The sequence below is a fragment of the Devosia sp. Root413D1 genome (assembly GCF_001425235.1).
GTDB lineage: Bacteria > Pseudomonadota > Alphaproteobacteria > Rhizobiales > Devosiaceae > Devosia_A.
Map to the genome: position 1 here is coordinate 1 of NZ_LMEA01000007.1, position 25442 is coordinate 25442.

The 25442-nt window shown below is 64.9% G+C and carries 27 protein-coding genes; 15 read left to right on the forward strand and 12 right to left on the reverse strand.

Annotated elements, in window-relative coordinates:
* Positions 1 to 151 precede the first annotated feature (151 nt).
* Positions 152 to 523 (reverse strand): hypothetical protein, encoded by a 372-nt coding sequence (locus ASC89_RS04815; protein ID WP_055995297.1) that lies wholly within the window; start codon positions 521 to 523, stop codon positions 152 to 154.
* A 148-nt stretch (positions 524 to 671) separates the two neighbouring features.
* Between ASC89_RS04815 and ASC89_RS04820 the strand changes: the two genes are divergently transcribed.
* The 4 genes from ASC89_RS04820 to ASC89_RS04835 are packed head-to-tail and all read left to right on the forward strand — an operon-like array spanning position 672 to position 4553.
* Positions 672 to 1625 (forward strand): ABC transporter substrate-binding protein, encoded by a 954-nt coding sequence (locus ASC89_RS04820; protein WP_055995300.1) that lies wholly within the window; start codon positions 672 to 674, stop codon positions 1623 to 1625.
* Between the two features lie 3 nt (positions 1626 to 1628).
* On the forward strand, positions 1629 to 2657 hold the full coding sequence (locus ASC89_RS04825) for an iron ABC transporter permease (protein WP_055995303.1): 1029 nt from the start codon (positions 1629 to 1631) through the stop codon (positions 2655 to 2657).
* The gene (locus tag ASC89_RS04830) at positions 2654 to 3715 is read left to right on the forward strand and encodes an iron chelate uptake ABC transporter family permease subunit (RefSeq protein WP_055995306.1); all 1062 of its coding nucleotides are present in this window, start codon (positions 2654 to 2656) and stop codon (positions 3713 to 3715) included. The genes ASC89_RS04825 and ASC89_RS04830 overlap by 4 nt, the downstream gene beginning before the upstream one ends.
* Positions 3716 to 3728: 13 nt before the next feature.
* Positions 3729 to 4553 (forward strand): ABC transporter ATP-binding protein, encoded by an 825-nt coding sequence (locus ASC89_RS04835; protein WP_055995309.1) that lies wholly within the window; start codon positions 3729 to 3731, stop codon positions 4551 to 4553.
* 156 nt (positions 4554 to 4709) lie between these two features.
* Here the strand turns inward: ASC89_RS04835 and ASC89_RS04840 are convergent, their stop codons facing one another.
* The 5 genes from ASC89_RS04840 to ASC89_RS04860 form a co-directional block, all read right to left on the reverse strand.
* Positions 4710 to 5501, reverse strand: coding sequence for an alpha/beta fold hydrolase (locus ASC89_RS04840; protein ID WP_055878798.1), 792 nt, complete (start codon positions 5499 to 5501; stop codon positions 4710 to 4712).
* Complete coding sequence (locus tag ASC89_RS04845; RefSeq protein ID WP_055995312.1) at positions 5498 to 5953, reverse strand: SRPBCC family protein; 456 nt, start codon at positions 5951 to 5953, stop codon at positions 5498 to 5500. Before ASC89_RS04845 ends, ASC89_RS04840 begins: the two co-directional genes overlap by 4 nt.
* Before the next feature lie 15 nt (positions 5954 to 5968).
* On the reverse strand, positions 5969 to 6586 hold the full coding sequence (locus ASC89_RS04850; RefSeq protein ID WP_055995314.1) for a dihydrofolate reductase family protein: 618 nt from the start codon (positions 6584 to 6586) through the stop codon (positions 5969 to 5971).
* A gap of 92 nt (positions 6587 to 6678) precedes the next feature.
* The gene (locus tag ASC89_RS04855; protein WP_055878789.1) at positions 6679 to 7032 is read right to left on the reverse strand and encodes a helix-turn-helix transcriptional regulator; all 354 of its coding nucleotides are present in this window, start codon (positions 7030 to 7032) and stop codon (positions 6679 to 6681) included.
* Positions 7033 to 7089: 57 nt separating this feature from the next.
* Positions 7090 to 7926 carry a transglutaminase family protein gene (locus ASC89_RS04860; protein WP_055878786.1) on the reverse strand — a complete coding sequence of 279 codons (837 nt, stop codon included), beginning with the start codon at positions 7924 to 7926 and terminating at the stop codon, positions 7090 to 7092.
* Between the two features lie 108 nt (positions 7927 to 8034).
* Between ASC89_RS04860 and ASC89_RS04865 the strand changes: the two genes are divergently transcribed.
* From ASC89_RS04865 to ASC89_RS04875, 3 genes are all read left to right on the forward strand, one after another.
* Positions 8035 to 8988, forward strand: coding sequence for a transglutaminase family protein (locus ASC89_RS04865; protein ID WP_082528078.1), 954 nt, complete (start codon positions 8035 to 8037; stop codon positions 8986 to 8988).
* A gap of 78 nt (positions 8989 to 9066) precedes the next feature.
* The gene (locus tag ASC89_RS04870) at positions 9067 to 10050 is read left to right on the forward strand and encodes a Gfo/Idh/MocA family protein (protein WP_055995317.1); all 984 of its coding nucleotides are present in this window, start codon (positions 9067 to 9069) and stop codon (positions 10048 to 10050) included.
* 40 nt (positions 10051 to 10090) lie between these two features.
* Positions 10091 to 11137 carry an aldo/keto reductase gene (locus tag ASC89_RS04875; protein WP_055995320.1) on the forward strand — a complete coding sequence of 349 codons (1047 nt, stop codon included), beginning with the start codon at positions 10091 to 10093 and terminating at the stop codon, positions 11135 to 11137.
* Positions 11138 to 11199: 62 nt separating this feature from the next.
* Here ASC89_RS04875 and ASC89_RS04880 read toward each other — a convergent pair whose 3' ends face one another.
* The 5 genes from ASC89_RS04880 to ASC89_RS04900 are packed head-to-tail and all read right to left on the reverse strand — an operon-like array spanning position 11200 to position 16548.
* A complete protein-coding gene (locus ASC89_RS04880) occupies positions 11200 to 12381 on the reverse strand; it encodes a mandelate racemase/muconate lactonizing enzyme family protein (RefSeq protein ID WP_055995323.1) in 1182 nt (393 codons plus the stop codon).
* A 60-nt stretch (positions 12382 to 12441) separates the two neighbouring features.
* Positions 12442 to 13845, reverse strand: a complete 1404-nt coding sequence (locus ASC89_RS04885; protein WP_156384507.1) for an NtaA/DmoA family FMN-dependent monooxygenase — start codon at positions 13843 to 13845, stop codon at positions 12442 to 12444.
* A gap of 17 nt (positions 13846 to 13862) precedes the next feature.
* Positions 13863 to 14786 (reverse strand): transporter substrate-binding domain-containing protein, encoded by a 924-nt coding sequence (locus ASC89_RS04890; RefSeq protein WP_055995329.1) that lies wholly within the window; start codon positions 14784 to 14786, stop codon positions 13863 to 13865.
* 41 nt (positions 14787 to 14827) lie between these two features.
* Positions 14828 to 15664, reverse strand: coding sequence for an amino acid ABC transporter ATP-binding protein (locus tag ASC89_RS04895; protein WP_244488400.1), 837 nt, complete (start codon positions 15662 to 15664; stop codon positions 14828 to 14830).
* Positions 15661 to 16548, reverse strand: coding sequence for an amino acid ABC transporter permease (locus ASC89_RS04900; protein WP_162247902.1), 888 nt, complete (start codon positions 16546 to 16548; stop codon positions 15661 to 15663). Before ASC89_RS04900 ends, ASC89_RS04895 begins: the two co-directional genes overlap by 4 nt.
* 203 nt (positions 16549 to 16751) lie before the next feature.
* Between ASC89_RS04900 and ASC89_RS04905 the strand changes: the two genes are divergently transcribed.
* Positions 16752 to 18125: an FAD/NAD(P)-binding protein gene (locus tag ASC89_RS04905; protein ID WP_055995338.1), complete on the forward strand. Its 1374-nt coding sequence runs from the start codon at positions 16752 to 16754 to the stop codon at positions 18123 to 18125.
* A 79-nt stretch (positions 18126 to 18204) separates the two neighbouring features.
* Positions 18205 to 18654 (forward strand): GNAT family N-acetyltransferase, encoded by a 450-nt coding sequence (locus ASC89_RS04910; RefSeq protein WP_055995341.1) that lies wholly within the window; start codon positions 18205 to 18207, stop codon positions 18652 to 18654.
* Between the two features lie 98 nt (positions 18655 to 18752).
* On the opposite strand, the gene ASC89_RS04915 is transcribed toward ASC89_RS04910, so the two are convergent.
* Positions 18753 to 19199: an ion channel gene (locus ASC89_RS04915; RefSeq protein WP_055995344.1), complete on the reverse strand. Its 447-nt coding sequence runs from the start codon at positions 19197 to 19199 to the stop codon at positions 18753 to 18755.
* 289 nt (positions 19200 to 19488) lie between these two features.
* Between ASC89_RS04915 and ASC89_RS04920 the strand changes: the two genes are divergently transcribed.
* The 6 genes from ASC89_RS04920 (at position 19489) to ASC89_RS29225 (ending at position 24945) form a co-directional block, all read left to right on the forward strand.
* A complete protein-coding gene (locus tag ASC89_RS04920; RefSeq protein WP_055995347.1) occupies positions 19489 to 20787 on the forward strand; it encodes a site-specific integrase in 1299 nt (432 codons plus the stop codon).
* 37 nt (positions 20788 to 20824) lie between these two features.
* Positions 20825 to 21412, forward strand: coding sequence for a hypothetical protein (locus ASC89_RS04925; protein WP_055995350.1), 588 nt, complete (start codon positions 20825 to 20827; stop codon positions 21410 to 21412).
* 120 nt (positions 21413 to 21532) lie between these two features.
* Complete coding sequence (locus tag ASC89_RS04930) at positions 21533 to 21739, forward strand: hypothetical protein (protein WP_055996685.1); 207 nt, start codon at positions 21533 to 21535, stop codon at positions 21737 to 21739.
* Positions 21740 to 21799: 60 nt separating this feature from the next.
* Complete coding sequence (locus tag ASC89_RS04935) at positions 21800 to 22069, forward strand: hypothetical protein (protein WP_156384508.1); 270 nt, start codon at positions 21800 to 21802, stop codon at positions 22067 to 22069.
* A complete protein-coding gene (locus ASC89_RS04940) occupies positions 22066 to 24204 on the forward strand; it encodes an AAA family ATPase (RefSeq protein ID WP_055995356.1) in 2139 nt (712 codons plus the stop codon). The genes ASC89_RS04935 and ASC89_RS04940 overlap by 4 nt, the downstream gene beginning before the upstream one ends.
* Positions 24205 to 24447: 243 nt before the next feature.
* A complete protein-coding gene (locus tag ASC89_RS29225; RefSeq protein ID WP_407065056.1) occupies positions 24448 to 24945 on the forward strand; it encodes a helix-turn-helix domain-containing protein in 498 nt (165 codons plus the stop codon).
* Positions 24946 to 25442 lie beyond the last annotated feature (497 nt).

The window sequence follows — 25442 nt, forward strand, 5'->3', positions numbered from 1 at the left end:
GGCGGCAAAACCCAACTGCCCTGTCCGCTTGATCGCCATCGGTCATCAACTCCGCTCTCCATAGTCACGGAATCACACCTGCAGAATTATGCAACAGGCCCCTCTGGGGAGAGGGCCGGGGTGAGGGGCGCCAAGCACGCTGCGCCAACCCCTACCTGATCAGCTTCCGCGGCACCTTGCGCACGAAAATTTCCTCGTGCCCGTCCTCGTGCGCCCGGGTCATCCGGTGGACGCCGTCGAGGATCAGCCAGCGGCCCTTCAGCCGGGTGATCTCGATCGGGAACACCAGGCTCGCCGCCCGCACCCGCCGATATTCCTTGTCATAGCGATAGGGCGAGCGCAGCACCTGGCGGGGCGTCAGCGCATAGCGGTGCCCGTCGAGTTCCCACAGCGGCACATCGAGGTGCCAGAGCAGCTTGTCGATCGGAAACGCTTCGGACGGCAGGTCCAGCGCCCACAGCGCCTCGACGTTCCAATCGAAGGCGTACCAGTATTCTTCGATGGCCGGCGGCAGCTCGATCACGTCCCGGTCTCGCGTGTTGGCGGCTAAGCCATAGCACCGATTGGTGAAACCCGCATGACTCACGGTCGTGAGCCGGAAACATGACTTGACTAATCAGCATAGCGCGCTGATAGGTGACCCGAACAATCAACATATCTGGGTCCCGCCAATGTCCCTCAAGACGCTTGCCGCAACTGCTTTTGCGACACTCCTGCTCTCGGTGCCCGGCGCCGCTTTCGCAGAGGCTTGGACCTATGCCGATGGGTCAGGCACCACTGTGACTGTGAACCACGTGCCGACGCGCATCATCGCCAGCCAGGACGCGGCTGCCGGCTTGATCCCGCTCGGCATTCGTCCGGTCGGCATCTATGCCGACAGCGCCATCGCCGATGCCAAGGCGCTCGAAGGGCTTGACCTCACCGGCATCGAGATCATCGGCGAAGCCTGGGGCGAGGTCAGCATCGAGAAGGCCGCGGCCCTGAAGCCGGACCTGATCGTCGGTGAATGGTGGCCGCTCGACAATACCTGGAGCGGTGGGGCCGACGTGGTCAACGCCTTGAAGCCGCTGGCGCCGATCACCGGCCCGAAGCAGGGCGCTTCGATCGTCACCCTGATCGAGGATTACGAGAAGCTAGCGGCGAGCCTTGGCGCCGATCTCGCGGCTCCTGAGGTCGCCGCCGACAAGGCCGCTTTCGAGACCGCGCGTGACAAGTTCAAGGCGGCCGTTGCCACGAAACCCGATCTCTCGGCCCTTGCGGTCTGGGCCGGCACTGACGCGCTCTATGTCGCCGCCACCGAAGGTTCGTCCGAGCTGATGGATTTTGCCTCCTGGGGTCTCAAGCTGATCGACCCGGTAATTGCCGATGACCGCGGCTACTGGGAGACGCTGAGCTGGGAGAACATCGACAAGTACCAGCCCGACTTGATCCTCGTCGACAACCGCTCCAAGATCACCATGGAGACCGCCAAGGCCCAGGCCACCTGGACCACGCTGCGCGCCGCCGCGGCAGGGCAGGTGACCGACTGGCCGGCGTTCTGGCTGCGCAATTACGCCGCCTATGCCACGGAGCTCGATAAGCTCAGCGCCGCCATCGCCGCTGCCGACGTCAGCATCGGCGACTAGAGTATGTCGCCGGGCGGCACATCGGCGGGCCTGCCGCCGGCAGCCCGCGCCGGCGGCTTCGTGCTGCTGGCGGTGGCGCTCGTCGTGGTGCTGGCGCTCTCGATCACCGTCGGCGCCCGCCCGATCGCACTCAGCGACATCTGGAACGCCGTGACGGCGTTCGACCCCACGCAGACCAACCACAAGATCATTCTCGACCTGCGCCTGCCACGCACCCTGGTCGGCCTCCTGGTCGGCGCGGCGCTCGGGCTCTCCGGCGCGATCCTCCAGGGCGCGACCCGCAACCCACTGGCTGACCCCGGCATCCTCGGCATCAATGCCGGCGCAACGCTCTGCGTGGTGCTCGGCATTTCGGTGTTCGGTGTCACCCAGCTCTCCGGCTATGTCTGGCTGGCCTTCCTCGGGGCAGGGGCGGCGATGCTGGTAGTCTACCTTGTCGCCTCGCTCGGCCGCGAAGGCGCGACCCCGGTGAAGCTGGCGCTGGCCGGCGCCGCAGTCACCGCCGCGCTGACCTCGGTCACATCAGCCATTCTCATCACCAATGTCCAAACCCTCGACCAGATCCGCTTCTGGCAGGTTGGCGCACTGACCGGCCGCACCACCGACATCCTGATGCAGGTGGCGCCGTTCATCCTTGCCGGCATCGTCCTGGCGCTGCTCACCTCGCGCATCCTCGATGGCCTGGCGCTGGGCGACGATGTGGCCCGCGGTCTCGGCCTCAAGGTGCAGCGCGGTCGCGCCATGGTCGGCTTCGCCGCGGTGATCCTCGCCGGCGCCGCCACTGCTGCCGCCGGACCGATCGCCTTTGTCGGCCTCACTGTGCCGCATCTCGCCCGCGCCTTCACCGGCCCGAACTACCGCTGGATCCTGCCCTACTCGATGCTGCTGGCTCCCATCCTGCTGCTCGGTGCCGACATTGTCGGCCGCATCATCGTGCCGCCGGGCGAGCTGCAGGTCGGCATCGTTACGGCGGCGCTCGGGGCGCCATTCTTCATTGCGCTGGTGCGGCGCAGGAAGCTGGCTGAGCTGTGAGCGCCGCCTCGAGCTTTGCCCCGGTTGGCGCCGTCGTCGCGGTGCGCAGGCGCCTGCAGCGCCGCTATGGCCTCGTCGTGCTCGGCCTCGCGCTGCTGTCGCTGGCGGTGGCCAGCCTGTCGATGTCGATCGGCGACTATCCGCTGCCACTCGCTGACGTGGTGCGCTCGCTGCTCTCGCCCTTCACCGGCAATGCCGATGCGGCGAACGATTTCATCGTCCTCGGCGTGCGCTTGCCGCGCGTCATGGCCGGGCTGCTTTCAGGGGCGGCGTTCGGGCTATCCGGCATCGTTTTCCAGACCATCCTCCGCAACCCGCTCGCCAGCCCCGACATCGTCGGCATCACCACCGGGGCGAGCGCCGCCGCGGTGCTGGCGATCATCATCTTCAAGTGGTCGGGGCTCGGCGTCTCGGTGATGGCCTGCGGCGGCGCAGTGCTGACCGCGCTCTTGATCTACGGGCTCGCCTGGCGCAACGGCGTCACGCCTTACCGGCTGGTGCTGATCGGCATCGGCATGGCGGCGCTGGCCGGCGCAGTGGTGTCGTATCTCTTCACCCGCGCCCGCATCATGGAAGTGCAGGAAGCGCTGAGCTGGCTCACCGGCAGCCTCAACGGCTCGACCTTCGAGAACCTCACCCCGCTCGCCGTCGCGCTCCTCGTGCTGGTGCCGCTCGCGGCGGTGCTGTCGCGTTCGCTGCGCACGCTGCAGATGGGGGACGACGCGGCGCGGGCGCTCGGCACCCGGGTCGAGTTCTCCCGCCTCGGCCTGATCCTCGTGGCGGTGCTGCTCGCTGCTTTCGCCACGGCCGCCGTCGGCCCGGTATCGTTCGTCGCCTTCATTGCCGGCCCGATCGCGCGGCGACTGCTCGGACCCTCCGGCAATGTGCTGCTGCCGGCGGCTTTGGTCGGCGGGCTCGTCACCAACGCCGCCGATTTCGTCGCCCAGCACATGCTCGGCCGCAACCAGTTGCCGGTCGGCGTCGTCACCGGCGCACTCGGCGCCGTGTTCCTCATCTACCTGCTTGCCGCTGCCCATCGTTCGGGCCGCGGCGGCTGATTGGAGGCCCAAGATGACAGTGAACCACCAGCTCTCGGCCGCCGACCTGACGCTCGGCTATGGCGATCGTACTATCGTCGACAAGCTGAGCATCGACATCCCACCCGGCAAGTTCACCGTCATCGTCGGCGCCAATGCCTGCGGCAAGTCCACCTTGCTGCGCGGCCTGGCGCGGCTGCTGACCCCGAGCGCCGGCACGGTCTATCTCGATGGCCGCGCCATCCACCAGATGCCGACCCGCGAGGTCGCGACGCTGCTCGGCGTCCTGCCGCAGACCCCGGTAGCGCCTGACGGCATCACCGTTGCGGACCTCGTCGGCCGCGGCCGCTATCCGCACCAGGGCTGGTTCCGCCACTGGGTCGCCGCCGATGACGCAGCGGTCGCCACTGCGCTGCAAGCGACGGACACGCTCGATCTCGCCGGCCGCGCCGTCGACGAGCTCTCCGGCGGGCAACGCCAGCGCGTCTGGATCGCCATGGCGCTGGCGCAGGAAACCGAGCTGCTGCTGCTGGACGAGCCGACCACCTTCCTCGATATCAACCACCAGGTCGAAGTGCTGGACCTGTTGACCGATCTGGTGCAGCAGCGCGGCCGCACCGTGGTCGCGGTGCTGCACGACCTCAACCTCGCCTGTCGCTACGCCGACCACATCGTCGCCATGCGCGACGGCAAGATCGCGGCCTCCGGCCCGCCGGCCGAAGTGGTGACGGCAGCGCTGGTGAAGTCGATATTCGGCATGGACGCCGAAGTGTGTGACGACCCGGTGTCGCACACCCCGATGATCGTGCCGGTCGGACGGCATCGGGTGAAGCCGCGGCTGAAGGCGGCGGCGGAGTAGGGCGGGGGCTGCAGCGTGGGGCCACCCCCACCCTCATTCCCTCCCCACAAGGGGGAGGGAGGCAGATCGAGTTCGCTGCATCCTCAGTTGGCGTCTCCCTCCCCTTGATGGGGAGGGATCAAGGGTGGGGTGGGGCTGCGTCAGCCGGACGTTCAGCTAGTCCTGGCGCTCGTCGCGCCGGGCGAGGAACTCGCGCACAGCGTCCCAGAACAGTGGTTTGTTGACGGCCTCGTGGCCGACATTGGCGATGATGGAAAGCTCGCCGGCGCCGAGGTGCCGGTAAAGCCGGTTGGCTTCCTCAGCGCCACCAAGGTGGTCGCGGTCGCCCATGATCACCAGCGTCGGCGCCGAGATCGAGGCCAGCTGGCGCTCGCTGTAATTGGGCAGGGTGAGCCACAGCTCGGAGATCTGGCTGAGAAACGCCTTCCAGTAATCCGGACCATAGTGATGCATGTGCGTCACCTTGATCTGCTCGAAATACGGACCGTACTCGGCCGCAACACGGTCGAAATCGACCTTGCCCGGCGCCGGAAACCCCCAACCGTGCAGCCCCTCCAGATAGGCCTCGGTCGGCCGGCTGATCGTGCCGCCCAGCACCAGCGCTCCCGCCTTGCCCGGATGCCGGAGCCCGAATTCCAGCGCCGTCTGCCCGCCATCGCTATAGCCGATGATCAGCGGCTTCCTGAGGCCGAGCGTTGCGATGAAGCCGGCGACATCATCGGCGAACTGCGCGTAGCTCATCTTCTGGGCGGGGTTGTTGGTCCTGCCGTGTCCGCGGGTATCGAGCGCGAAGACGCGATAGCGGTCGGCCAGCCGCGGCATCGCCGCGCCCCAGGAGTCGGCGGTCGCCGTGCCCCCGTGCAGCAGCAGCAGCGGCTGCCCGCGGCCTTCCTCGAGGTAGTGCACCTCGAGGTCGCCAATCATCACGCTATGCGATTTGGCGCTCATTGTTCGTCGAGCCACTTTCCCATCAGGTCGATGATGTAGTTGGTGCCCGCCTCGCGATCGGCCATCTTGTCGAGCCCGTCGAGGAAGGCGCCGTCTTCCTTCACCACCATGCGGGTGCCGGCGGCTTCCGGGAAGAACTCGACGGTCGCCAGCGACACCGAAATGCGCGCGCCGTTCTTCAGCATCTCGTAGGTGTAGATGATGCGGTTGTCGGGCACGATGTCGCGATAGGTGACGTCGAACACATAGGTGTCGCCGCCCATCTCGGCCTCGTTGAACTCGCGGCCGCCGACGCGGAAGTCCATGACGTCCTTCGGCTTGTCGGGGCTCGGCGAGCCGAACCACTGGCGCTTGAATTCGGGATTGGACCAGGCGGAGTACACCTTGCTCGGAGCATGCTTGTACTTGCGTTCGACGGTGAAGCTGCCGTGGGCGATGGAACGTTCGGTCATTTGGGTTTCCTCTGTCTAGGCTTGGTTGATGACATTGAATTCGAGGTGGGTGACGCCGGGCGAAGCCGTGACCACCCGGGTACGGGCGAGCTCGATCTGAGCATCGCCAAGTCTGTCGAACAGGCGCGTACCGCCGCCAAGCAGCACACTGACCACCTGGACGCGGATTACGTCGGCGAGGCCGGCGCGCAGCACCTGCTGAGCGGCGGAAGCGCCCATCACCACCACGTCCTTGTCGCCTGCCGCCTCGCAGGCCTGCCGCACGGCGCTCTCCACTCCGTCTGTGACGAAGCGGAAGCTGGCGCTTTTCATCTGCTGTTCGGGCTTGGGGTTGTGGGTGAGGACGAACGACGGCACCGGGTAGGGCGTGTCGTTCCAGTGCTGCAGGCCCACATCATAGGTGCGACGGCCGACGATCGTTGCGCCGACCGTGCTGAAAGCCAGATCGATCTCGGCCGCGTCCTGGGCCTCGGTGCTGCTGTAGCTGCCATCACCCGCCTTGGTGCCGCTGCTGGCGAACATCCACTCGTGCAGCCGCTCGCCGCCGACTCCCATACCGTCGCGAACCGAGACGTTCGGGCCTGCGATGTAGCCATCGAGCGACATCGAAAAACTCAACACGACTTTGGCCATTCGATCCTCCTGGGCAAAGCTCGCCCGTTACCGGAAACGCTGCTTCCGGCCGATTGTCTCAGTTCTGTCGTCCATGACGCGCTGGTGGGGCGCTACTTCACCGGCTTGTCCGGGCCGCTGGGCAGCGCGTCGAGGAACGCCCCCAGCCGATCCAGCCGGTGCTCCCAGCCGATGCGTCGATCATTGATCCACTTCTCGGCCATGCTGAGCGCTCCCGTGTCGATGGTGCAGGTCCGCACCCGTCCCACCTTCTGCGTCGTCACCAGCCCGCTCTGTTCCAGCACTTGCAGGTGCTGCACGATGGCGGGCAGGCTCATCTTGAACGGCTCGGCCAGCTCGCTGACCGATGCGGATCCCCGGCTCAGTCGTTCGATCATTCGCCGCCTGGTCGGGTCGGCCAATGCCTGGAACATGAGATCGAGGGGCTCTGTCTCTTGGTTAAGCATGATCTTAAGTATCTTGACGCAGTGGCGCTGTCAATACCTAAGTCAATGCTTAAGTGTCTAGTTGGCTGAGATGCTGACGGCCTGAACGGTCCAGGCGCTGGGCGGCTGGTCATCGATACGCTTGACCGAAATCAGCTTGGGCGGTCCGCTCAACTGGCCAAAGTAACTGGCAAAAGCGGAGTCCGCCGCGTCGCGACCGATACCGATCCGCATGATGCCGTCGATGGGGCAGAGCCGCGTGGCGTCGAACAGGTACCACCGATCGCCGAGATAGGCCTCGAACACGGCGTGGAAATCCTGCGGGATCAGATCGAGCGCATAGGCCGAGACAAATCGGGCAGGGATGCCCAGCGCCCGGGCGAAGGTGATGCCTAGATGCGCGAAGTCACGGCACACGCCGGCCCGCAGCGTAAAAGTGTCGTAGGCCGAGGTGCTGACGTCGCTGGAACCTTCGAGATAGTCGACGTTCTCGAAAATCCAGTTGCAGATCGCCGTCACCTTTTCGTGCCCGTTGGCGATGTCGCCGAATGTGCGCCAGGCGAACCGCCCGAGTTTGTCGGACTGGCAGTAGCGCGATGGCGACAGGTGGCCGAACACGTCGAATGGCAGTGCCGCGACGGGTACCTGTGCGATCTGGCCGGGGTCGCCGACGAACGGCATCGTTTCGATATCAGCCGTGTAGCTGATCTGGTGTTGGCCGAAAGGTAGCACCATGCGGCGATAGCGATTGCCCGTCTCCGGCACCACATGCGAGTCGGTCGGCACGCCGCTCGAGATGCTGAACCGTTCGGCAAGAATATTCTGGCCGGCATTGCGCTGCGCCTCGATATTAAGGATCAGCGTCGTATCGGTCGCCACATCGTATTGCAGGCTGCAGTTCACGGAAAACTTCATCGCACCACCCAGTTGTATGCGCCTCAATTCGGGGCAGGTCGGGAAGTTCCGCGGAACCGCCGCGACAGTTCGACTGTTCTGACCAGGGGAACAAAAGCGGAAGCGGCGATGACTGTTCTGAGAGTACGCCACACCACGACGTACAGCTACGCACGGCCAGTGCGCTTTGGCCAGCACCGGGTGCTGTTCCGCCCGCGCGATAGCCACGACCAGCGGCTGCTGAGCTCGGCGATCACCGTGTCTCCGGACGCAGAGATCCACTGGATCCACGACGTGTTCGGCAACTGCATCACCGTCGCGGAGTTCGGCGAGGCGGCCAGCGAGTTGCGCTTCGAGACCGATATCATGCTGGACCACACGCCACTGACTGTGCCGCGGTTCAAGACTGAGGAGCGGGCCAAGTCGTGGCCGTTCGAGTATGACGCCGAGACGCTGCCGGACCTTGCTCCCTACATGCGGCCGCACCATCCGGCGCCAGAAGTCGAGGCGTTTGCCAGAAAGTTCGCCCATTCCGGCGTGGCGATGGAGACCGGACACCTGCTGATGACCATGACCGCCGGCATCCGGGAGAGTTTCAGGTACTCCCGCCGCACCGACCCTGGCACGCAGCTGCCGCTACAGACGCTGACCACTGGCACCGGCACCTGCCGCGACTTCGCACTGATGATGATCGAAGCTTGCCGCAGCCTCGGTTTCGCCGCGCGTTTCGTTACCGGCTACATCTATGTGCCGTCGCGGGATACGGGCATGGCCATGCGTGGCGGTGGCGCTACCCATGCCTGGGTACAGGTTTTCCTCCCCGGCGCCGGCTGGGTCGAGTTCGACCCGACCAACGGCATCATCGGCAACAAGGATCTGATCCGGGTTGGCGTCGCGCGGGAGCCGAGGCAGGCCAAACCGCTCAGCGGCAGCTTCATCGGCGACCGTGCGGATTATCTCGGCATGGACGTACAGGTGAACGTCACTGCCGATGGTGGGCGTCACAAAGTGCAGGTCGAGGCTGAGGCAGCGGGGCGGCGGCTGCGCGAGGCCAATGCAGCGAGCCTTGCCGGACAGAATTAGCCTTCCGGACCATTGCGCAGGCGGACCAAGTCGTTACACCTCGGGGCCGCAACAATCGGACTTCGGGAGAGCACGAGAATGGCCGGCAGCGTCAGGTGGGGGATATTGGCAACCGGCTGGATTGCCGAGCAGTTCGTGAAGGACCTGAACCAGCACGGCCATAAGGTGACCGCGGTCGGCTCGCGTAACCAGCAGAGCGCCGACAAATTCGCCGCCGAGTTCGGCATCCCCAAGGCGCATGGCAGTTACGAGGCGCTCTGCGCCGACCCCGATGTCGACGCCATCTATGTCGCGACGCCGCACCCGATGCATGCCGACAACGCCAGGCTGGCGCTCAACCACGGCAAGCACGTGCTGATCGAGAAGGCCTTTACCGTCAACGCCCGTGAAGCGCAGGAGATCGTCGATCTCGGCGCCGGCAAGGGGCTCGTCGTGCTCGAAGCGATGTGGACCCGCTTCCTGCCGCATATGCTGCGCATCCGCGAGATCGTCCGCTCGGGCGTCTTGGGCGAGATCCGCTCGGTGGTCGCCGACCATACGCAGGACCTGTCGGATGACCCCAAGCACCGGCTCAACGCGCTGGAGCTCGGCGGTGGAGCGCTGCTCGACCTCGGCATCTACCCGATCTCATTCACCTTCGACGTGCTCGGTGCGCCCAAAACTATCGCCGCGACTGCGCGGCTCAAACAGACCGGAGCGGATGGCACCGTCGCGACGATGTTCACCTACGAGTCCGGCGCCATCGCGCTGACGCTGTCCGGCAGCGATACTGCCGGGCGCAATATCGCCACCATCCACGGCACCGAAGGCCGCATCGAGATCGACAAGGTCTGGTACACCCCCACCAGCTTCCGCCGCTACGATGCCGGCAACAGCGTGGTCGAAGAATACATCTCGAAGGTCGAAGGCCGCGGCATGCAGTACCAGGCCGCCGAGCTCGAACGCCTCGTCGCCGAGAAGCAGACCGCCGGCACCATCCTCTCACCCTCGGAGAGCGTCGCCATCATGGCCTGCCTCGACACCATCCGGCAGCAGATCGGGCTGAAATACCCGACCGAGTGATCCGCCTTTCCCTGTTCGATTTCGCATTCGGAGGAAACTGATGAAGTATCGCTATCTCGGCCGCAGCGGCCTGTTGGTCTCGCGCCTTTGCTTGGGCACCATGACGTTCGGCAATTCGCAGTGGGGCTGCGACCAGGAGACCTCGAGCGCCATCGTCAAACGCTTCGTCGAGGGCGGCGGCAACTTCATCGATACCGCCAACGGCTATTCCGGCGGCGCATCGGAGACCATGCTCGGCGTGGCGCTGAAAGATCACAGCCGCGACCAACTGGTGATCGCCACCAAATGCTGGTTCCCAGCCGACCCGGCAGTGACCTCGCGCGGGCTGAGCCGCAAGCACATCGTCGAGGCCTGCGAGAAGAGCCTGAAGCGGCTCGATACCGACTATATCGACCTCTACCAGTTCCACGGGCCCGACCCCTACACCCCGATCGAGGAGAGCCTCCGCGCCGCCGACGACCTGATCCGCGCCGGCAAGGTCCGCTATCTCGGCTGCTCGAACTTTTATGGCTGGCAGATCGCCAAGACCAACGGCGTCGCTGCCCTCAAGGGTTATGAGCCCCTGGTTTCGGCGCAGCACCTCTACAACCTCGTCCGCCGCGACATCGAGCGCGAGATCCTGCCGGCCTGCGACGATCAGGGCCTCGGCATGATCTGCTGGAGCCCGCTCGCCGCCGGCATGCTCACCGGCAAGTACCGCGGCGAGGATAAGCCCGACGAGAAATCCCGCATCGGCCAGCAGGCGGCGATCACCCTGCCGCGCTACTGGTTCGAGGATTCGCTGAAGATGATCGACAAGGTCGTCGAAGTGGCCGGCCGCCTCGGCCGCACCCCGAGCCAGGTGGCTCTGAGCTGGCTGCTCGGCGATATCAGGGTCACCGCCGCCATCATTGGCGCCCGCCGCGTCGACCAGGTCGCCGAAAACCTCGACGCCGGCGATTTCGACTTGCCGGTGGAGGTGCGTCGGGAACTGACCGACGCCATGCCGCTGAAGCTCGGCTACCCCTACGAATGGATGGACACCAATCTGCCGGGCACGTTCGGCAAGGCGGAGCTGGAGCCCACGCACACGCAGCGGCTGCCGTAATCACCGGCGGTGCCGTAATCCTCCCCCGCSWSGCGGGGGAGGATCACTGAGAGGCCGGCGCCTCAGTTCCAGTCCGGCTCCCCGGCAAACCGGTGCCCGCTGATCCAGTCCTGATCCAGCTCCACCCCCAACCCCGGCGCCATCGACACCTGCATCTTGCCGTCCCTGACCTGCAGCGGATTGGGCGAGGCCCAGGCGAGACTATCCGCCCGCCGGGTGCACTCGATGCGCGGACAGTTGAACACTGATGCCGCCAGCTGCTGGCTCGCCGCATTCATCAGCAGCCCGCTGACATTGTGCAGCGTGATCGGTGTGCGATAGAGCGCCGCGAGGTCGGCAATCTTTTTGGTGCCGGTGATGCCGCCCGAGCTGATGATGTCGGGCTGCAGGCAATCGACCGCCTGGTGCTGGAGGAACGGCAGCGCCCCCTCCGGCAGTTCGATATTCTCGCCGGTCATGATCGGGATGTTGGTCGAACGCCTGAGCGCCAGCCAGTTCTCCGAAAAGCCCGGCTGCAGCGGGTCTTCGTAGTAGATCGGCTTGATCGCCTCCACGGCCTCGGCCACCGCGATGGCGCTCGGCGCGTCGAGCTCGTTGTGACAGTGGACGATGATGTCGATCTCCTCGCCGAGGTGCTCGCGCGCCAGCTCGTAGGATCGTCCGATCTTGCGGATATCGCCGGGCGACAGGCTCGGCGCGTATTCCTGCATCGGTATGCCGATGGCGTCGTGGATATCGACCTTGAAGGTCTTGAAGCCGTGCGGATCGGATTTCAGGTCGGCGGCCGCTTCGGCCCAGGCGCCGGCATCGGTCAAATCGAAATGCGGGCAGTGCGAATAGAGTTCGAGCTCGGTGCGGAATGCGCCGCCGAGCAGCTTGTGCACCGGCTGGTTGAGCAGTTTCCCGGCGAGATCCCAGAGCGCCATGTCTAGCCCCGAGCAGATCATGATGTGCGCCGGGCGCTGCCGGTAGGCGTAGAACAGGTTGTGGTGGTGCACCCCGATATCGAGCGGATCCTTGCCGATCAGCTGAAGATGCGGCAGCCGTGCACCGCCCTCGGCGTGGGTGAGCAGCGCCGCCCGCACCAGGTCGCCATCGAGGTCGCCGCATTCGCCATAGCCGGAAATGCCGGCATCGGTGTCGATGCGGATCAGGCAGAAGCCGCTGTCGAGCCGCAACGCCTTGATCGCGGTGATCCGCGCCTGTCCGCGATCCCCCTCCGACAGATGACCCACAGCCGACATCGAATACTCCCCTCTGTTTGCCGCTCTCTATAGCGGGGAGGGGCGGGGCGGCAAAGGCCGTCAGATGCCTCGCGCACCGCGTTCCGGGATATCGAGTCCCAGATGCGAGCGCAGCGTCGTGCCCTCGTATTCGGTGCGGAACAGCCCGCGCTGCTGCAGGATCGGCACCACATCCGAAAAGAACAGCCCGGAGCCTTCGGGGTGGTAGGTCGGCATCACCACATAGCCGTCGCAGGCGTCCGCCAGAAAGCGCTCAGCCATCTGGTTGGCGATCTGCTCCGGGCTGCCGGTCAGCGTCCAGTGCCCATCCGAGCGACCGGTGAGTTTTACCAGCTCGCGCAGCGTCCACCCGTCATTGAGAGTGAGATCGGCAAAGATCTTGTAGCGGCTCTGCCGACCCTGCACCGCCGACACATCCGGCAGCGCCTCGCGCGGGATCGGTTTGTCGAGATCGAAGCCGGACAGGTCGACGCCGGGGATATAGCTGTTGAGCTTCCTCAGCGACGCCTTGATGTCGATGAACTCGCCCAGCTCCCGCTCCGTAGCTTTTGCCTCCGCCTCGGTCGCCCCGATGATCGGGGTGATGCCGAGCAGCAGCTTCACCCGGCGCGGATCGCGGCCGGCGGCGCTGACGCGGGCCCGCATGTCGCGGGCGAATTCGAGGCTGTCCTCCAGCGTCTGCTGCGCCGTGAACACCCCCTCGGCCGTCTCGGCGGCAAAACCGCGGCCGATCGGCGAGGCGCCGGCCTGGAACAGCACCGGCCAACCCTGCGGCGGGCGCTGGATATTGAGCGGCCCGGCCACGTCGAAGAACTTGCCGTGGAAATCGGTCGGCCGGATGTCGGCGATGTCGCCGAACTGCCCGCTGGCCCGGTCGATCTTCAGCGTTTGCTGGTCCCAGCTGTCCCATAGGCGCTTGGCAATCTCGACGAACTCGGCCGCCTGGGCATAGCGCACATCCTGGTCGGGCAGGGGCGTTGCACCATAGTTCTTCTCGCCAGTGGCCGAGGTGACGATGTTCCAGCCGGCGCGGCCGCCCGAAACGCGATCGAGCGAGGCGAACTGCCGGGCCACCGTATAGGGCTCGGAGAAGCTGGTCGAAACGCTCGACACCAGTCCGACCCGGCTGGTGAAGGCCGCGAGATACGAGGTCAGCACCACCGGCTCGAAGGCGTTGAGAACCGGGTTTACCCCGAGCGCCTTGGGGTCGAGCGAGGGGATATCGGCAAAAAAGATCGCGTCGATCTTGGCCGCCTCGGCTGCCTGCGCGAACGCCACGTAGAAGCCCGGCGTATTGGCGAGCTCGATATTGCTCCCCGCTCGGCGCCAGGCGCCCTGGTGGTTGCCGCCGCCCGAAACGAGCACGGCGATGTTCATCTTGTCATGGCCGGAGGGCCGGGCGCTGGGCATCATCGAGGTCCTGGTGGAAATGGCTTGGGCGCCGGCTGCTGCCGGCGCCCGCATGCGGATCGATCCGGCGATCAGCTCTTCGGCTTGGGTTGCACCCAGTTCGAGGCGTTCTGGCCGATATTGACGCCCGGCGCTTCGAGGTTGAGGTCGGAGATGTTGTAGGCGGCGAGGATCTCGGCGTACTTGCCGTTGTCGAACAGGATCTGCAGTGCGGCTTCGATGGCACTGGCAAGCTCGGTATTCCCCTTGTCGACGATGAAGCCGATATAGAGGTCGCCCAGTTCCGGCGCCGGCACGAGGATCTGGCCCGGGTTCAGCCCGGCCGCCTCACGAAAGCGCCCCACGGCGGTGGCCGAGATATCGGCGCGCGGCAACCGGCCTGACTGGATCGCCTGGTCCTTGGCGGTGGCATCGGGGAACTCGATGAAGCTGGCCGGCTTCAGCCCCTTGCTCTCGCACTGCGACAGCGCCTTGAAGATGATGTTGGTGGTGCCCTGCACCACGCCGAGATCGCGCCCGCAGAGGTCGAACACCGTCTTGATGCTGTCCTTGTCGGCTTCGTCGATCAGCAACTGGAAGGTGAGCCGGGTGTGGTCGATGAAATCCACCTGCTCGCGGCGCAGGTCGTTGTCGCCGAGATCGCCGAGCGACACATCCGAGCGGCCTGACTTCACCCCGGCGATCAGCTGCTGGAACGGCGCTTCGGTATAGACCGGTTTCACCCCGAGGATCTCGGTCACCGCGTTGAACAGCTCGATCTCGTAGCCGGTGAACTCGGTGGTGCCTTCCTTGAAGAACGAGTGCGGCGCGTAGACGGTCGAGGCGCCGACGTTGAGCACCCCGGCATCGCGGTACTTGGCCGGCAGCAGGGCGCGGGCCGCCTCGGCTGCGGCATCCTGGGCGACGGCCTGAGCGGCGAACAGCGGCGCCGCCACGGCGAGCGTCAGGCCGGCGGCGCGTAGCCCCTTGGTTACGAGTGATGAGAGCTTGGTCACAGTCAGTCTCTTTCTTGCATGATGGGCGTTTGCCCGGTTGTTCAGGCGCGGTCGCGCCGGCCCTCGGCCGGAGCGAACCTGAAATGATCCTTGAGGAACTCGGCGGTGCGCGGCTGGCGCGGCCGGCTGAAGATCTCGCTTGCCGGTCCGTCCTCGATGATGCGGCCGGCATCCATCACCGCGATCCGGTCGCCTGCCTCCTCGGCAAAGCGCATCTCGTGGGTGACGACCACCATGGTCATGCCGTCGCTGGCGAGGGCCTGCATCACCCCCAGCACCTCGCCCACCAGTTCGGGGTCGAGCGCACTGGTCGCCTCGTCGAACAGCATTACCCTGGGGGTCATCGCCAGCGCCCGCGCGATGGCGGCGCGTTGCTGCTGCCCGCCCGAGAGCTGGCTGGGGTAGCTGTCGTGCTTGTCGGCGAGCCCGACCCGCGACAGCAGGTCCGTCGCCGTCCGCACCGCCGCCTGGCGGCTGGCGCCGAGCACCTGCACCGGACCCTCGATGACGTTCTCCAGCACCGTGCGGTGCGAGAACAGGTTCACATGTTGCGACACCAGCCCGACCCGGCTGCGGAATGCTGCAGCCTCCCGCCCGGTCCACGGCTTCAGCACGCCGTTGCGCTCGGTGTAGCCAACCCGCGTTTCGTCCAGCACCACGGCGCCGCTGTCGAAATCGGTGAGCGCATTGAGGCAGCGGAGCAGGGTGCTCTTGCCCGAGCCGGAAGGCCCGATGATGCAGCGCACCTCGCCCTGCCGGACATCGAGATTGATCCCGTCCAGCACCAGGTTGGTGCCGTAGCTTTTGGTAACGTTGCGGATACGGATCAGCGCCGGCACTTCCGCCGCGACGTGGAGGTCGGGAGGGGCGTAGTTCATCGCGCCACCCCGGCCGCGAAACGCCGCTCCAACAGGCCCTGGATGAAGGTAAAGATGATGGTCAGCGCCAGGTACCAGATGCTGGCGACGATCAGCAGCGGAATCACCTGATAGTTGCTGGCATAGATCCCCTGCGCCCGGGTCATCAGGTCGCCGACGCCCACCACCGAGACCAGTGAGGTGGCCTTCAACAGGTTGATCATGTCGTTGCCGAGCGGCGGGATGATCGATTTGGCCGCCTGCGGCGCGATCACCCGGCGGAACGCCTTGGCCCGCGTCATCCCCAGCGCGATCGCCGCTTCGACCTGGCCCGGCTGCACCGACAGCAGCCCGCCGCGAATGATCTCGCCCATATAGGCGGCCTGATTCAAGCCGATGGCAATGAGGCATGCCACCACCGGGCTCAGCAGCACGTTGGTATCGCCATAGAGCCCGATATCGGTGAACGGGATGCCGAAACCGAGCTCAGGAAAGAAGGTGCCGAGATTGTACCAGATGAGGATTTGCACCAGGAGCGGCACCGCCCGGAACAATCCGAGATAGCCCACCGCGATGGTCTTGATCAGCGGGTTGGCCGACATCCGCATCAGCGCAATCACCAGCCCGCCGACGAGCCCGATGACAGCGGACAGGAAGGTGATCAGCAGCGTCGTGACGAGGCCCTGCAGGATGATCGGCGCGGTCAGGAACTTGCCGATCGAATCCCAGCGCATCGCCGGGTTTGTGGCCACCACCGATACCGCATAGGCGGCGATCAGCCCCGCCACAGCCCAGACGAGGCCGCTCCGCACCCGATGCCAGTGGCCCGAACGCGGACGCTCCACCGGTCGATCCTCGAGCGGCACACTGCCCTGTTCGGCGATGTCTAGCGTCAGTTGCGTCAAGCCCAGCCCCCGCCGCATCCGGGAAGGATACAGTGTTGATTAAATCGACTGGATTAGTAGTCTATGTGCCGGAACCGGTCGAGGAACTCCGGCAGCGCGCCGGTCGCAGGCGACGAAAAAACCTGCCCTCGGAGAACGTCAGCTTAGGACGGACGTTTCAATCGGGACGTTTTGCGTCGTGACCAACCCGCAAGGAAGCACGCATGAACGAAGCGCATCCACGCCTCTCCATACTCATTATCGGCGGTGGCGCCAGCGGTGTGCTGCTCGCCGCGCACCTCCTACGCAGCGCCGCCGATATCCGCGTCACGCTGGTCGAGAAGCGCCCGAGCCTCGGCCGCGGCGTCGCCTATTCTACCCGCCAGCTCGATCACGTGCTGAATGTCGCCGCGCCCGGGATGAGCGCCTATGCCGATGATCCCGACCACTTCTGGCGCTGGCTGCGCGACCGGAAACTCGTCACCGAAGCCGAACGCTTCGTCTTCGTGCCGCGCCGCCACTACGGCAGCTACCTCGCCGACGTGCTGGCCGAAGTCGAAGCCACGGCGCCCGGCCGGCTCCACATCGTCCACGACGAGTGCATCGACGTCCTGACGACCGGGGCAGGGGTGGAAGCCAGACTTGGAAGCGGCGCCAGCCTGATGGCGCATGCCGCCGTACTCGCGGTGGGGCACGAAACCAACCCGGCCCGCGCCAAGGGCATTGCCGTGCGCGTCGGCTCCGACGCCGATACGCCGCTCGATCCCGATGCCCCCGTATTGCTGCTCGGCTCGGGCCTCTCGATGGTCGATGCCTGGCTGTCGCTGGCCGAAGCCCAGCATCGCGGCCCGATCACCGTGGTCTCCCGTCACGGTCTCCTGCCCAGGGCGCACCGCCAGGTGGCGCCGATCCCGCTCGAGGCGGCCGACGTGCCGTTCGGCACCGAGCTCCACTATTTCACCGCCTGGTTCCGCGACCTGGTCGAGGAGGCGGCGGAGCGTGGCGAGGATTGGCGCAGTGTCGTCGATGCGCTCAGGCCGTTCAACCAGCGGATCTGGCAGAACTGGTCGCTCGGCTCCCGCCGCCGCTTCCTCAGCCATGTCCGCCCGTTCTGGAACATCCACCGCCACCGCCTGCCGCCGGACCTCCACGCGCGACTGGAACAGGCAGTGGGGGCAGGGCAGGTCCGCCTCGTCGCCGGCACCTATCTCGATATCGAGCGGCGCGGCGCCGAGGTCCGCGCCACCGTGCGCCGCAAAGGCGCCAGCAATCTTACCTTCTTCGATGTCGCCCGAGTCTACGATTGCGGCGGCATCAGCGTCGACGTCGAGCAGTCCAGCAACCCGGCCATCCGTGCCCTCCTCGCCCGCGGCGACATCCGTCCGGATCCCCTCCACATCGGGCTCGAAGTCGACACCGAATGCCGCACCATCGACCGCTTCGGCACCCCATCCGACCGGCTGCTGGCGGTGGGGCCGCTGACCCGCGGCACCTTCTTCGAGATCGAGGCGATCCCGGATATCCGGGTGCAGTGCGCGGAGCTGGCGGGGAGGCTGACGCGGAGCGACCGACAAGGCTTCTACGCCGCGGGTCAATGAACTCTACGCGGCGCTCGGGGCCCATTGCGGTGTCGCCGACGGTGCGGCAAGGATCGTTGCCCTCACGATGAGACGAGACATGTCATTTCAGGTCGAACGCATAACCGCGAGCCATCTCGAGGGCGCTGCTGATGTCATAGTACAAGCCTACGCCGCGCCGCCGTGGAACGAGACCTGGTCGCATGAGGCCGCCATCGAGAATGTGAGCTATGTGCTTGAAACGCCGAGGTCGATTGCGCTTGCCGCGCTTCATGAAGGTAAGGTGATAGGCATCGCCTTGGGTGTGCGGCAGCGGCGTCATGCCGTCCCGGTGATCCACCTTGATGAGCTTTCGGTGTTGCCCGAGGCTCAGAGCGGCGGAATAGGGACTGCGCTCCTTTCGGCGGTTGTTGAAACGGCAGCGGCCGAAGGATGCAGCGGCGTCTGGCTGGTGTCGCAGCGCGAAGGTCCACTATCGGAATTCTATCGACGAAGCGGATTTGCCGTGGCCGGCAAGCTCGGGCTCTACTCCAGGTCGAACATAGTCTGACGTGCGGCACGTTCTTTGAGATCGAAGCGAGCCCGGATTTTCGGGGTGGAATGCGCTGAACCGGCGAGGCGTGTGCGAAGCGACCCCCGGGTCCATGGCTAGTCGCCCGATTGCTTCTGCGTCCACATTCCGAGCCGGTGCGTCACCGCCACGAGGAAGGCGATCGACCAGCCGACCATGATGATGCCGCTGAGCCCCTCAAGCGCCGCGAAAAACTGCCACGGCTCCTCGGTCTGCACCACGCCGCCGCCAATCGTCGTGAACGTTGCCGCAGCGAAGTAGAGCGCCGTGTGCACCGACGTGATCGCCCCGGTGACGACATAGATCGCGGCGTAGACAGCGATCTGCACGAGGTGCAGCACGAAGAGCAGATACACCACGAGCCCCATAATGGTGATCTGCCACGTCTGCGCCACGGCGTCCGGTCGTGCGCTCAGCCGGTTCACCAGCCGCGAGATCAAGCTCAATCCAGCAATCTGAATCAGCACCGCCGCCGTGAGGCCGACCGCCAACCAGCCGAGTTGCAGCAGAATGATCGAAGTCACCAGACCCTCCGGGGACGATCGCTATCCTGCACAGGATAGCGAAGCTGACGAGAGCTGTCCGCGACGAATGCCGAGGCCCACAAGTCTTGGAGGAAGGAGGGGAGTTGGCGCGCCCAAGGGGAATCGAACCCCTGTTCCCGCCGTGAGAGAGCGTTCACTCTGTCTATATATGTCCACCCGCGTCTACAGGAGTCCCAAGCGTTTCGGGAGTTTATGTGGCAACGCTCAGGCTTGTCCAATTGAATCTGCCCTCGTATATTGGACAAAATATTGGACAAGTGAGGGTGCCATGGCGAAGCGAGTTCGAGACTCTCAGCTGGAAAGCCGAGCTTCACGAGAAAAGCTCGAGGCTCGCGGGAAACCGTACTACCGGAGCATCGCTCAGGGGCTGCATCTCGGGTACCGGAAGAACAAGACGGGCGGTAACTGGGTCGTACGGCAATACGTTGGTCACGAAGAATACAAGGTCGAGACCATCGCCCACGCTGACGACAAGCTCGATGCCGACGGCGAACGCGTGCTCAATTTCTGGCAGGCGCAAGAGTGGGCTCGCGGAATGCATCGGCGTGTGTCGGAGACGAGCGCCGGCCCCGCTCTGACTGTCCGACTGGTACTCGATGAATATCTAGCAGCCCGAGAAGCCGCCAACCTCCGTGATGACGGCTATCGGCTGAAGCAGCACGTTCTATCGTTGCCGATTGCGGACCGACTGCTCGAAAAACTCGACGGTAGTGAGTTGTCGCAATGGCGTGCGAACCTTGGAACAAAGGGACTTAAGCCGGCGACGGTGGTCCGGATCGCAACCGACTTCAAAGCCGCGTTGAACGCCGCGATCGTACGGCACTCAAAAAGGCTACCAGGGAACTTCCCGTTGGAGGTTAAGAATGGGCTGAGGGCGCTGAGAGCCGCGGCGCCGGCCGCGCGCTCTTTGCAGGTTCTTCCGGATGCCGACATACGGGCCGTTCTGGCTGCGAGCGCTGATGTTGACGCAGAAGGCGATTGGGGCGGCGACCTCCATATGCTTTTCGTGATGCTTGCGGCGACAGGTGCGCGTTTCTCGCAGGTTGCGCGGCTCACTGTGGCCGACGTGCAAGTGGAGCAGGGGCGCATTATGGTGCCGGTGTCCTTCAAAGGGCAGGGTGAAAAGGCGACTACACATACGGCACGCAGAGTAGGGGCGGACGTACTCGCGCTGATCAAGCCAGCTCTTGCCGGACGCAAAGGGCACGAGCCGTTGTTGCGCCGCCCCCGGTGGAGGCAGACGGGCCCGGCGACTTGGATCAAGGACAGCCGCGGGCCATGGATCAATGCGAGCGAGTTAAGCCGTCCTTGGAGGGCCGTTCGGATCAAGGCTGAACTGTCCGCCGACGTTGTGCCTTATGCCTTCCGGCATTCGTCCATCGTGCGAGGCCTGCGCGAGGGACTGCCTGTTCGGCTGGTGGCGGCTCAGCACGACACATCGTCCGCGATGATCGAGAAGCACTACGCGGCGTACATCGTAGATGCGATGGACGAACTTGCGGGCCGTGCCGTTGTGCCGCTGCTGAGCGCGCCTGTGGCGCCCCTTACGCAAGTAGATGCGGCGTAACGGAGCGCCATCAGATGGGGCTGGAAGGACTACCGGGATGACCGAAAAATCGCCTCACGGCCTGAAGAAGCAGAAGGAACTGCTCCAGATGTTGCAGCGCGGCCCAGAAGCACGCCTGCCGCGTGTGGATGGGGAGGCGCTGATACAAGAGGACGATCCTGAAGTGCTGGGGGCTTACGCGCGCGGGCTGTGGCAGCAGTGGCAAGCGCTCAGCGGCGAAGGTGGAACCCCGGCCAAGAGGTATCCCAAGGAAACCATCAAGTCGGCGGTGGTCTGGCTCACTGATGCTTATGCCGATGTGGAAGAGCCCATTCCGTACGAGTTGGCGCGAGTTATCCGAGCGCTTATCCGCCCAAGGCAAAGCGCGAGCACCTCGCCCGTCCACTCGGGGAGCGAAGAAGCATACCAGGCGGCGATCATGTTCGAGGCCGCCACCCCCGATGCACTGCCGTCTGCCATCGCGCGGCACCTGATCGAACGCGGCCTGCTCGTGCGTGATGCTGGTAAACGCCAAGGTATGCAGCCTTCGCCGAAGGGGGCGGAAGCCACGGTGCGAGGCTGGCAGAAAGAACCAGACTACCAATCGAATGTCCGGCTGTATCGGCGGAAGCCAGAGGTGGAGTGAAAATCTGATCGTGTTTTCACGCTTATGAGGAGCGTGCGACGCAGATGTACACAAGCAGCATCAACCTTGTCCAAGCGGGAGCACTAACGCCTGTACGGACAACTGAAGGAGATGCTGAAAATGAATACCGATCGAGACCCGTCGATCCACGGGTTCTGCCTCCGGCAAAAAATCTCACGTTCGAGTTACTATAACCTCGTCGCCGAGGGCACTGGCCCGCGCGAGTATCGCGTGGGCAAGCTAGTCAGGATTTCCGAGGAAGCTGAGGCCGAATGGGTTCGCCAGCGCGAGGCCGAACACGCGGCGCGCGTCGTCGAGGCCGCCTGAAAACAGCTGCCGCACCCGGGGAAGGGGCGCGGCAAATCATAGCGTTTTAGGAATATAATCATGTCTACTTCCAGAATGCCGCGCCCGTCAATGGACGGCGCCTCCTCGTCGCCGGCTCGTTTCTTCCCTGATCGCGAACGCACTTACCAGGCGCTGATCGCGCAAGCCCGTGCTCAGGGCCGCCGGGTGACCTTTGAGTACGTGAGCGACTTCCTGCTCGACGCAGCGCGCTCGCAGTTGCCGCGCTCCCAGCGCCGCCGCTTCGACAGAGAACGGTCGGCCTTGGCTGCGGAGGTGCGCGCAGAGTTCGAGAAAGGGCGTGCTTCATGAACATCGCGACGCTCTCCCCGTCTGCCGAGGCACTCGGCGCCGGTGCGGCGACCGCTGCGATCGATTCGCACCTTGGCGGTTTCATCCGTTCGCACGGGCCGCCGCTCGTTGAGCAGGGGTATCCAATCGTACCGATCAAGCCGGGCACCAAACGCCCAGCCCAGAAAGGCTGGCAGAACGTCGACTACAACAGCATGGACCGTAGCCGGATGTTCACGGGCTATGGCGTTGGCGTGAAGACCGGGTCGGTGGTGGCTGTCGACATCGACAGTACGGATACCGGGGTGGTGGCAAAGATGGTCGCCTGGTGTGAGCAAAAAATCGGGCCGACGGTCGAGAGAATTGGCCGGGCGCCGAGAACGCTGTTGGTGTTCCAGACGAGCGTGCCTTTCCGGAAAACGCAGTCGAGAGCATTCACCTCGACGGATGGCGAGACGCACCAGATTGAAATACTCGGCGCGGGGCAGCAGTTCGCGGCCTACGCCATCCACCCGGACACCGGCAGACCCTACAGCTGGCCAAAGGGGGAACTCACCGGCAGGCCAGTAGGCACGTTGCCGGAGCTGACCCGGGAACAGGGGTTCCAGCTCACCGATTATTTTGAGAGCATCGCGCCTTCCGATTGGACGCTCGTCGAGAGATCGGTCGCGACCAGAAACGACGGTGGTGACCATCGCGCCGGCGAGAATCCGCATGCCGATCTCTGGCTGCTGTCAGCGGCTTTGGCGGTTATCCCGACACCGCCAGGCTTTCAGCAGTGGAACCGCGTCGCCATGGCCCTTTTCCGTGCCACCGATGGCAGCGAGCACGGCTTCGCGTTGTTCGACCGGTGGTCGCAGCGTGGGCAAAATTATGGCGGCACGCGCGAGCGGTGGGAGACCCTGGCGAGGTCACCGCCTGACCGCATCGGCGCCGGTACGATTATCCGCATTGCGAACGAAGCCGCCCCTGGTTGGCGCGAGCGAGCAGAGGCAGCGAGGAGCGAGATGGTACAACGTGACCTAGCACGGCTTACAGCCACTGCTGACGTACAGGAAGCCGGTAGCGGGCAAAGCGCCGCGAACGATGAACTAGGCCCGGGGCCGCTAGAGATAGTGAGCCTCGATACGCTCGAGGGCCTGCCCATTCCGGAGCGTCGCTGGATCGTCGAGGGCCTGATCCCTGACCGTACTGTCAGCGATCTCGGCGGCGATGGCGGCACCGGCAAATCTCTGCTGGCTCTCCAACTTGCCGTCGCAATGGCGACCGGCGGTGACTGGCTCGGGCACGCAGTTACAGAGGCGCCCGTGCTGTATTACAGTTGCGAAGACGAGGAGGACGAAATCCATCGTCGCGCCGCTGCGATCGCCCATAGCGAGGGATTGACGCTTAAGGACTTGTCGCAGCTTCACCTCATCGACCAGACTGTCGCGCTCACGACTGCTCTCGCCGCGACTGGCGAGCACCAGACGCTCACGATGACGGTCGTGTTCGATCAGCTGGTCGCCGCTGTGGCGAAGCTGAGGCCCAAGCTTGTGGTCCTCGACACGCGAGCGGATGTGTACTCTGCGAACGAGAACGACCGTGCCCAGGTACGGACCTTCGTTCAGCGCCTCAGGCAGCTTTGCCTGACGAGGGACCTCGCAGTACTGCTGCTGTCACACCCCTCGCGGAGCGGGATGAACGACGGCAGCGGGCAGTCGGGCTCGACCGGCTGGAACAACTCCATTCGCAGTCGCCTCTACCTCGATCGTCCCCCCGCGGTGGGCAATCCCGATCCCGACTTGCGCGTGTTGACGCCCAAGAAGGCGAACTACGGCCCGATGAGCTTGGAGATGACGCTGCGCTACCAAGGCGGCGTCTTCAAGCTCGTGGGGGCGTCGACCGCAGTGCCGCTGGACTGGGCGGCGCAGAACCAGCGAGATGACACACGCTTCCTCGAGTTGCTGCGTGAGGTCGCGGCGCAAGGTTTGCACGTCAATCCCTCGGGTGGGCCATATTACGCGCCGAGTATGTTCGAACAGCGCGATGGAACAGTCACCCGCCAGCGATGGCTTGCAGCAATGACGCGCTTGTTCAACCAGAACAGGATCACGGTCGTACCCGTCGGGGCGCCGTCAAGGGGCATGAAGAAGATTGTCGAGGTGGCCGCGTGACGCACCTGCCAGAGTCCCATACGGGGGGTGCGATCCCCCTGCAGTCCCGGCAGGCGAGGGCTACGAACCCCCTGCGATCACGCCCCTCCAATCCACCGCGAACCCCCCTGCGATCCCTCTGCAATCCCCCCTCTCTCCACAATCCCCCACACCCCCTTGGGGCCAAGCGGCCGCCTTGGGGGCGGCCTGGCCCCCTTCAGGGGCACCCTGCGGCGGGCACCCTGCAGCGTTGGGAATATGCGGATGGCTACGCATCCCGCTAAGGCGATACCAGGAGCGATCCGAGGACGACCCAGACAGTTGCCTCCCAACTTCCTGGTCGAGGTGAGAACGCTAGTTGGCGCCGGCTTCACAGTGCTCGAAATCGCAGAGCACTTCGGCGTGGACCGCTCCACGATGTATCGGCAAAGGAATTACGCGCCGGAATTTATGCAGTCCCTAAAGGAGGGGCGTGGCGCGTTTGTCGCATTGGAGGTCGCTTTACGGGCTCGGGAGGCTGTTGAAGCGGCCGAGCAGACGCGCCGCGCGGCCCGTGAGGCAAGAGCCTTGTTCGAGGCTGTCGAAGTGCCAGCTCCTGTGGAGGGGGCCCGTGGGGCCGTTGGCCAGGTGCGCAGCCCGGAGGAAAGCGTTGAGGGAGGGCCTACCGACAACAGCTTCAGCCCGCCGATCGAACCGCTAAGGGGCGACTATGAAGGTCCCGGCGCCGCGATTCCTATGGACGATCCGCTCGGGCGTTGGTAGCCGACTGGTTACGCAACAGATTAGTTGTACGGCACGCGTGTGCCAGTCCTCTGCCTACCTAAGGCAGAAACTTGGATGTAGTTGGATAGAGATAGACTAGCGAAAACAGTGCCTTGTGAGGTCGTCCGTTGTAATCTGTCCAAGAGTTGACCGATTAATGCGCCTCGAATGCCGCCTTACGATAACCATTTGCAACCGTACAAGTCGCCGTTGCGCGACGTCGGTTTAGCCGCGGCGCGCCGATTCCGTGAACTTGTCGTCGGTCATACGGCGGCACTCGGGCGCGAGCCGTCGGAGAGAGAGAGGATCGTCATCCGGCAAGCCAGTGCGCTCGAGGTGCAACTCAAGGAGCTTGACGAACTGTGGTTGCGCCAGGCTCCGAAAACGATAGATATTGAAGCTTGCTCGCGCCTCACCCGCACGTTGCGGCGGCATCTAGGGTCCATCGGGTTACGTGGCGCTTCAACCCGTTCGACCTCATAAAGGCGTCGTGGTTG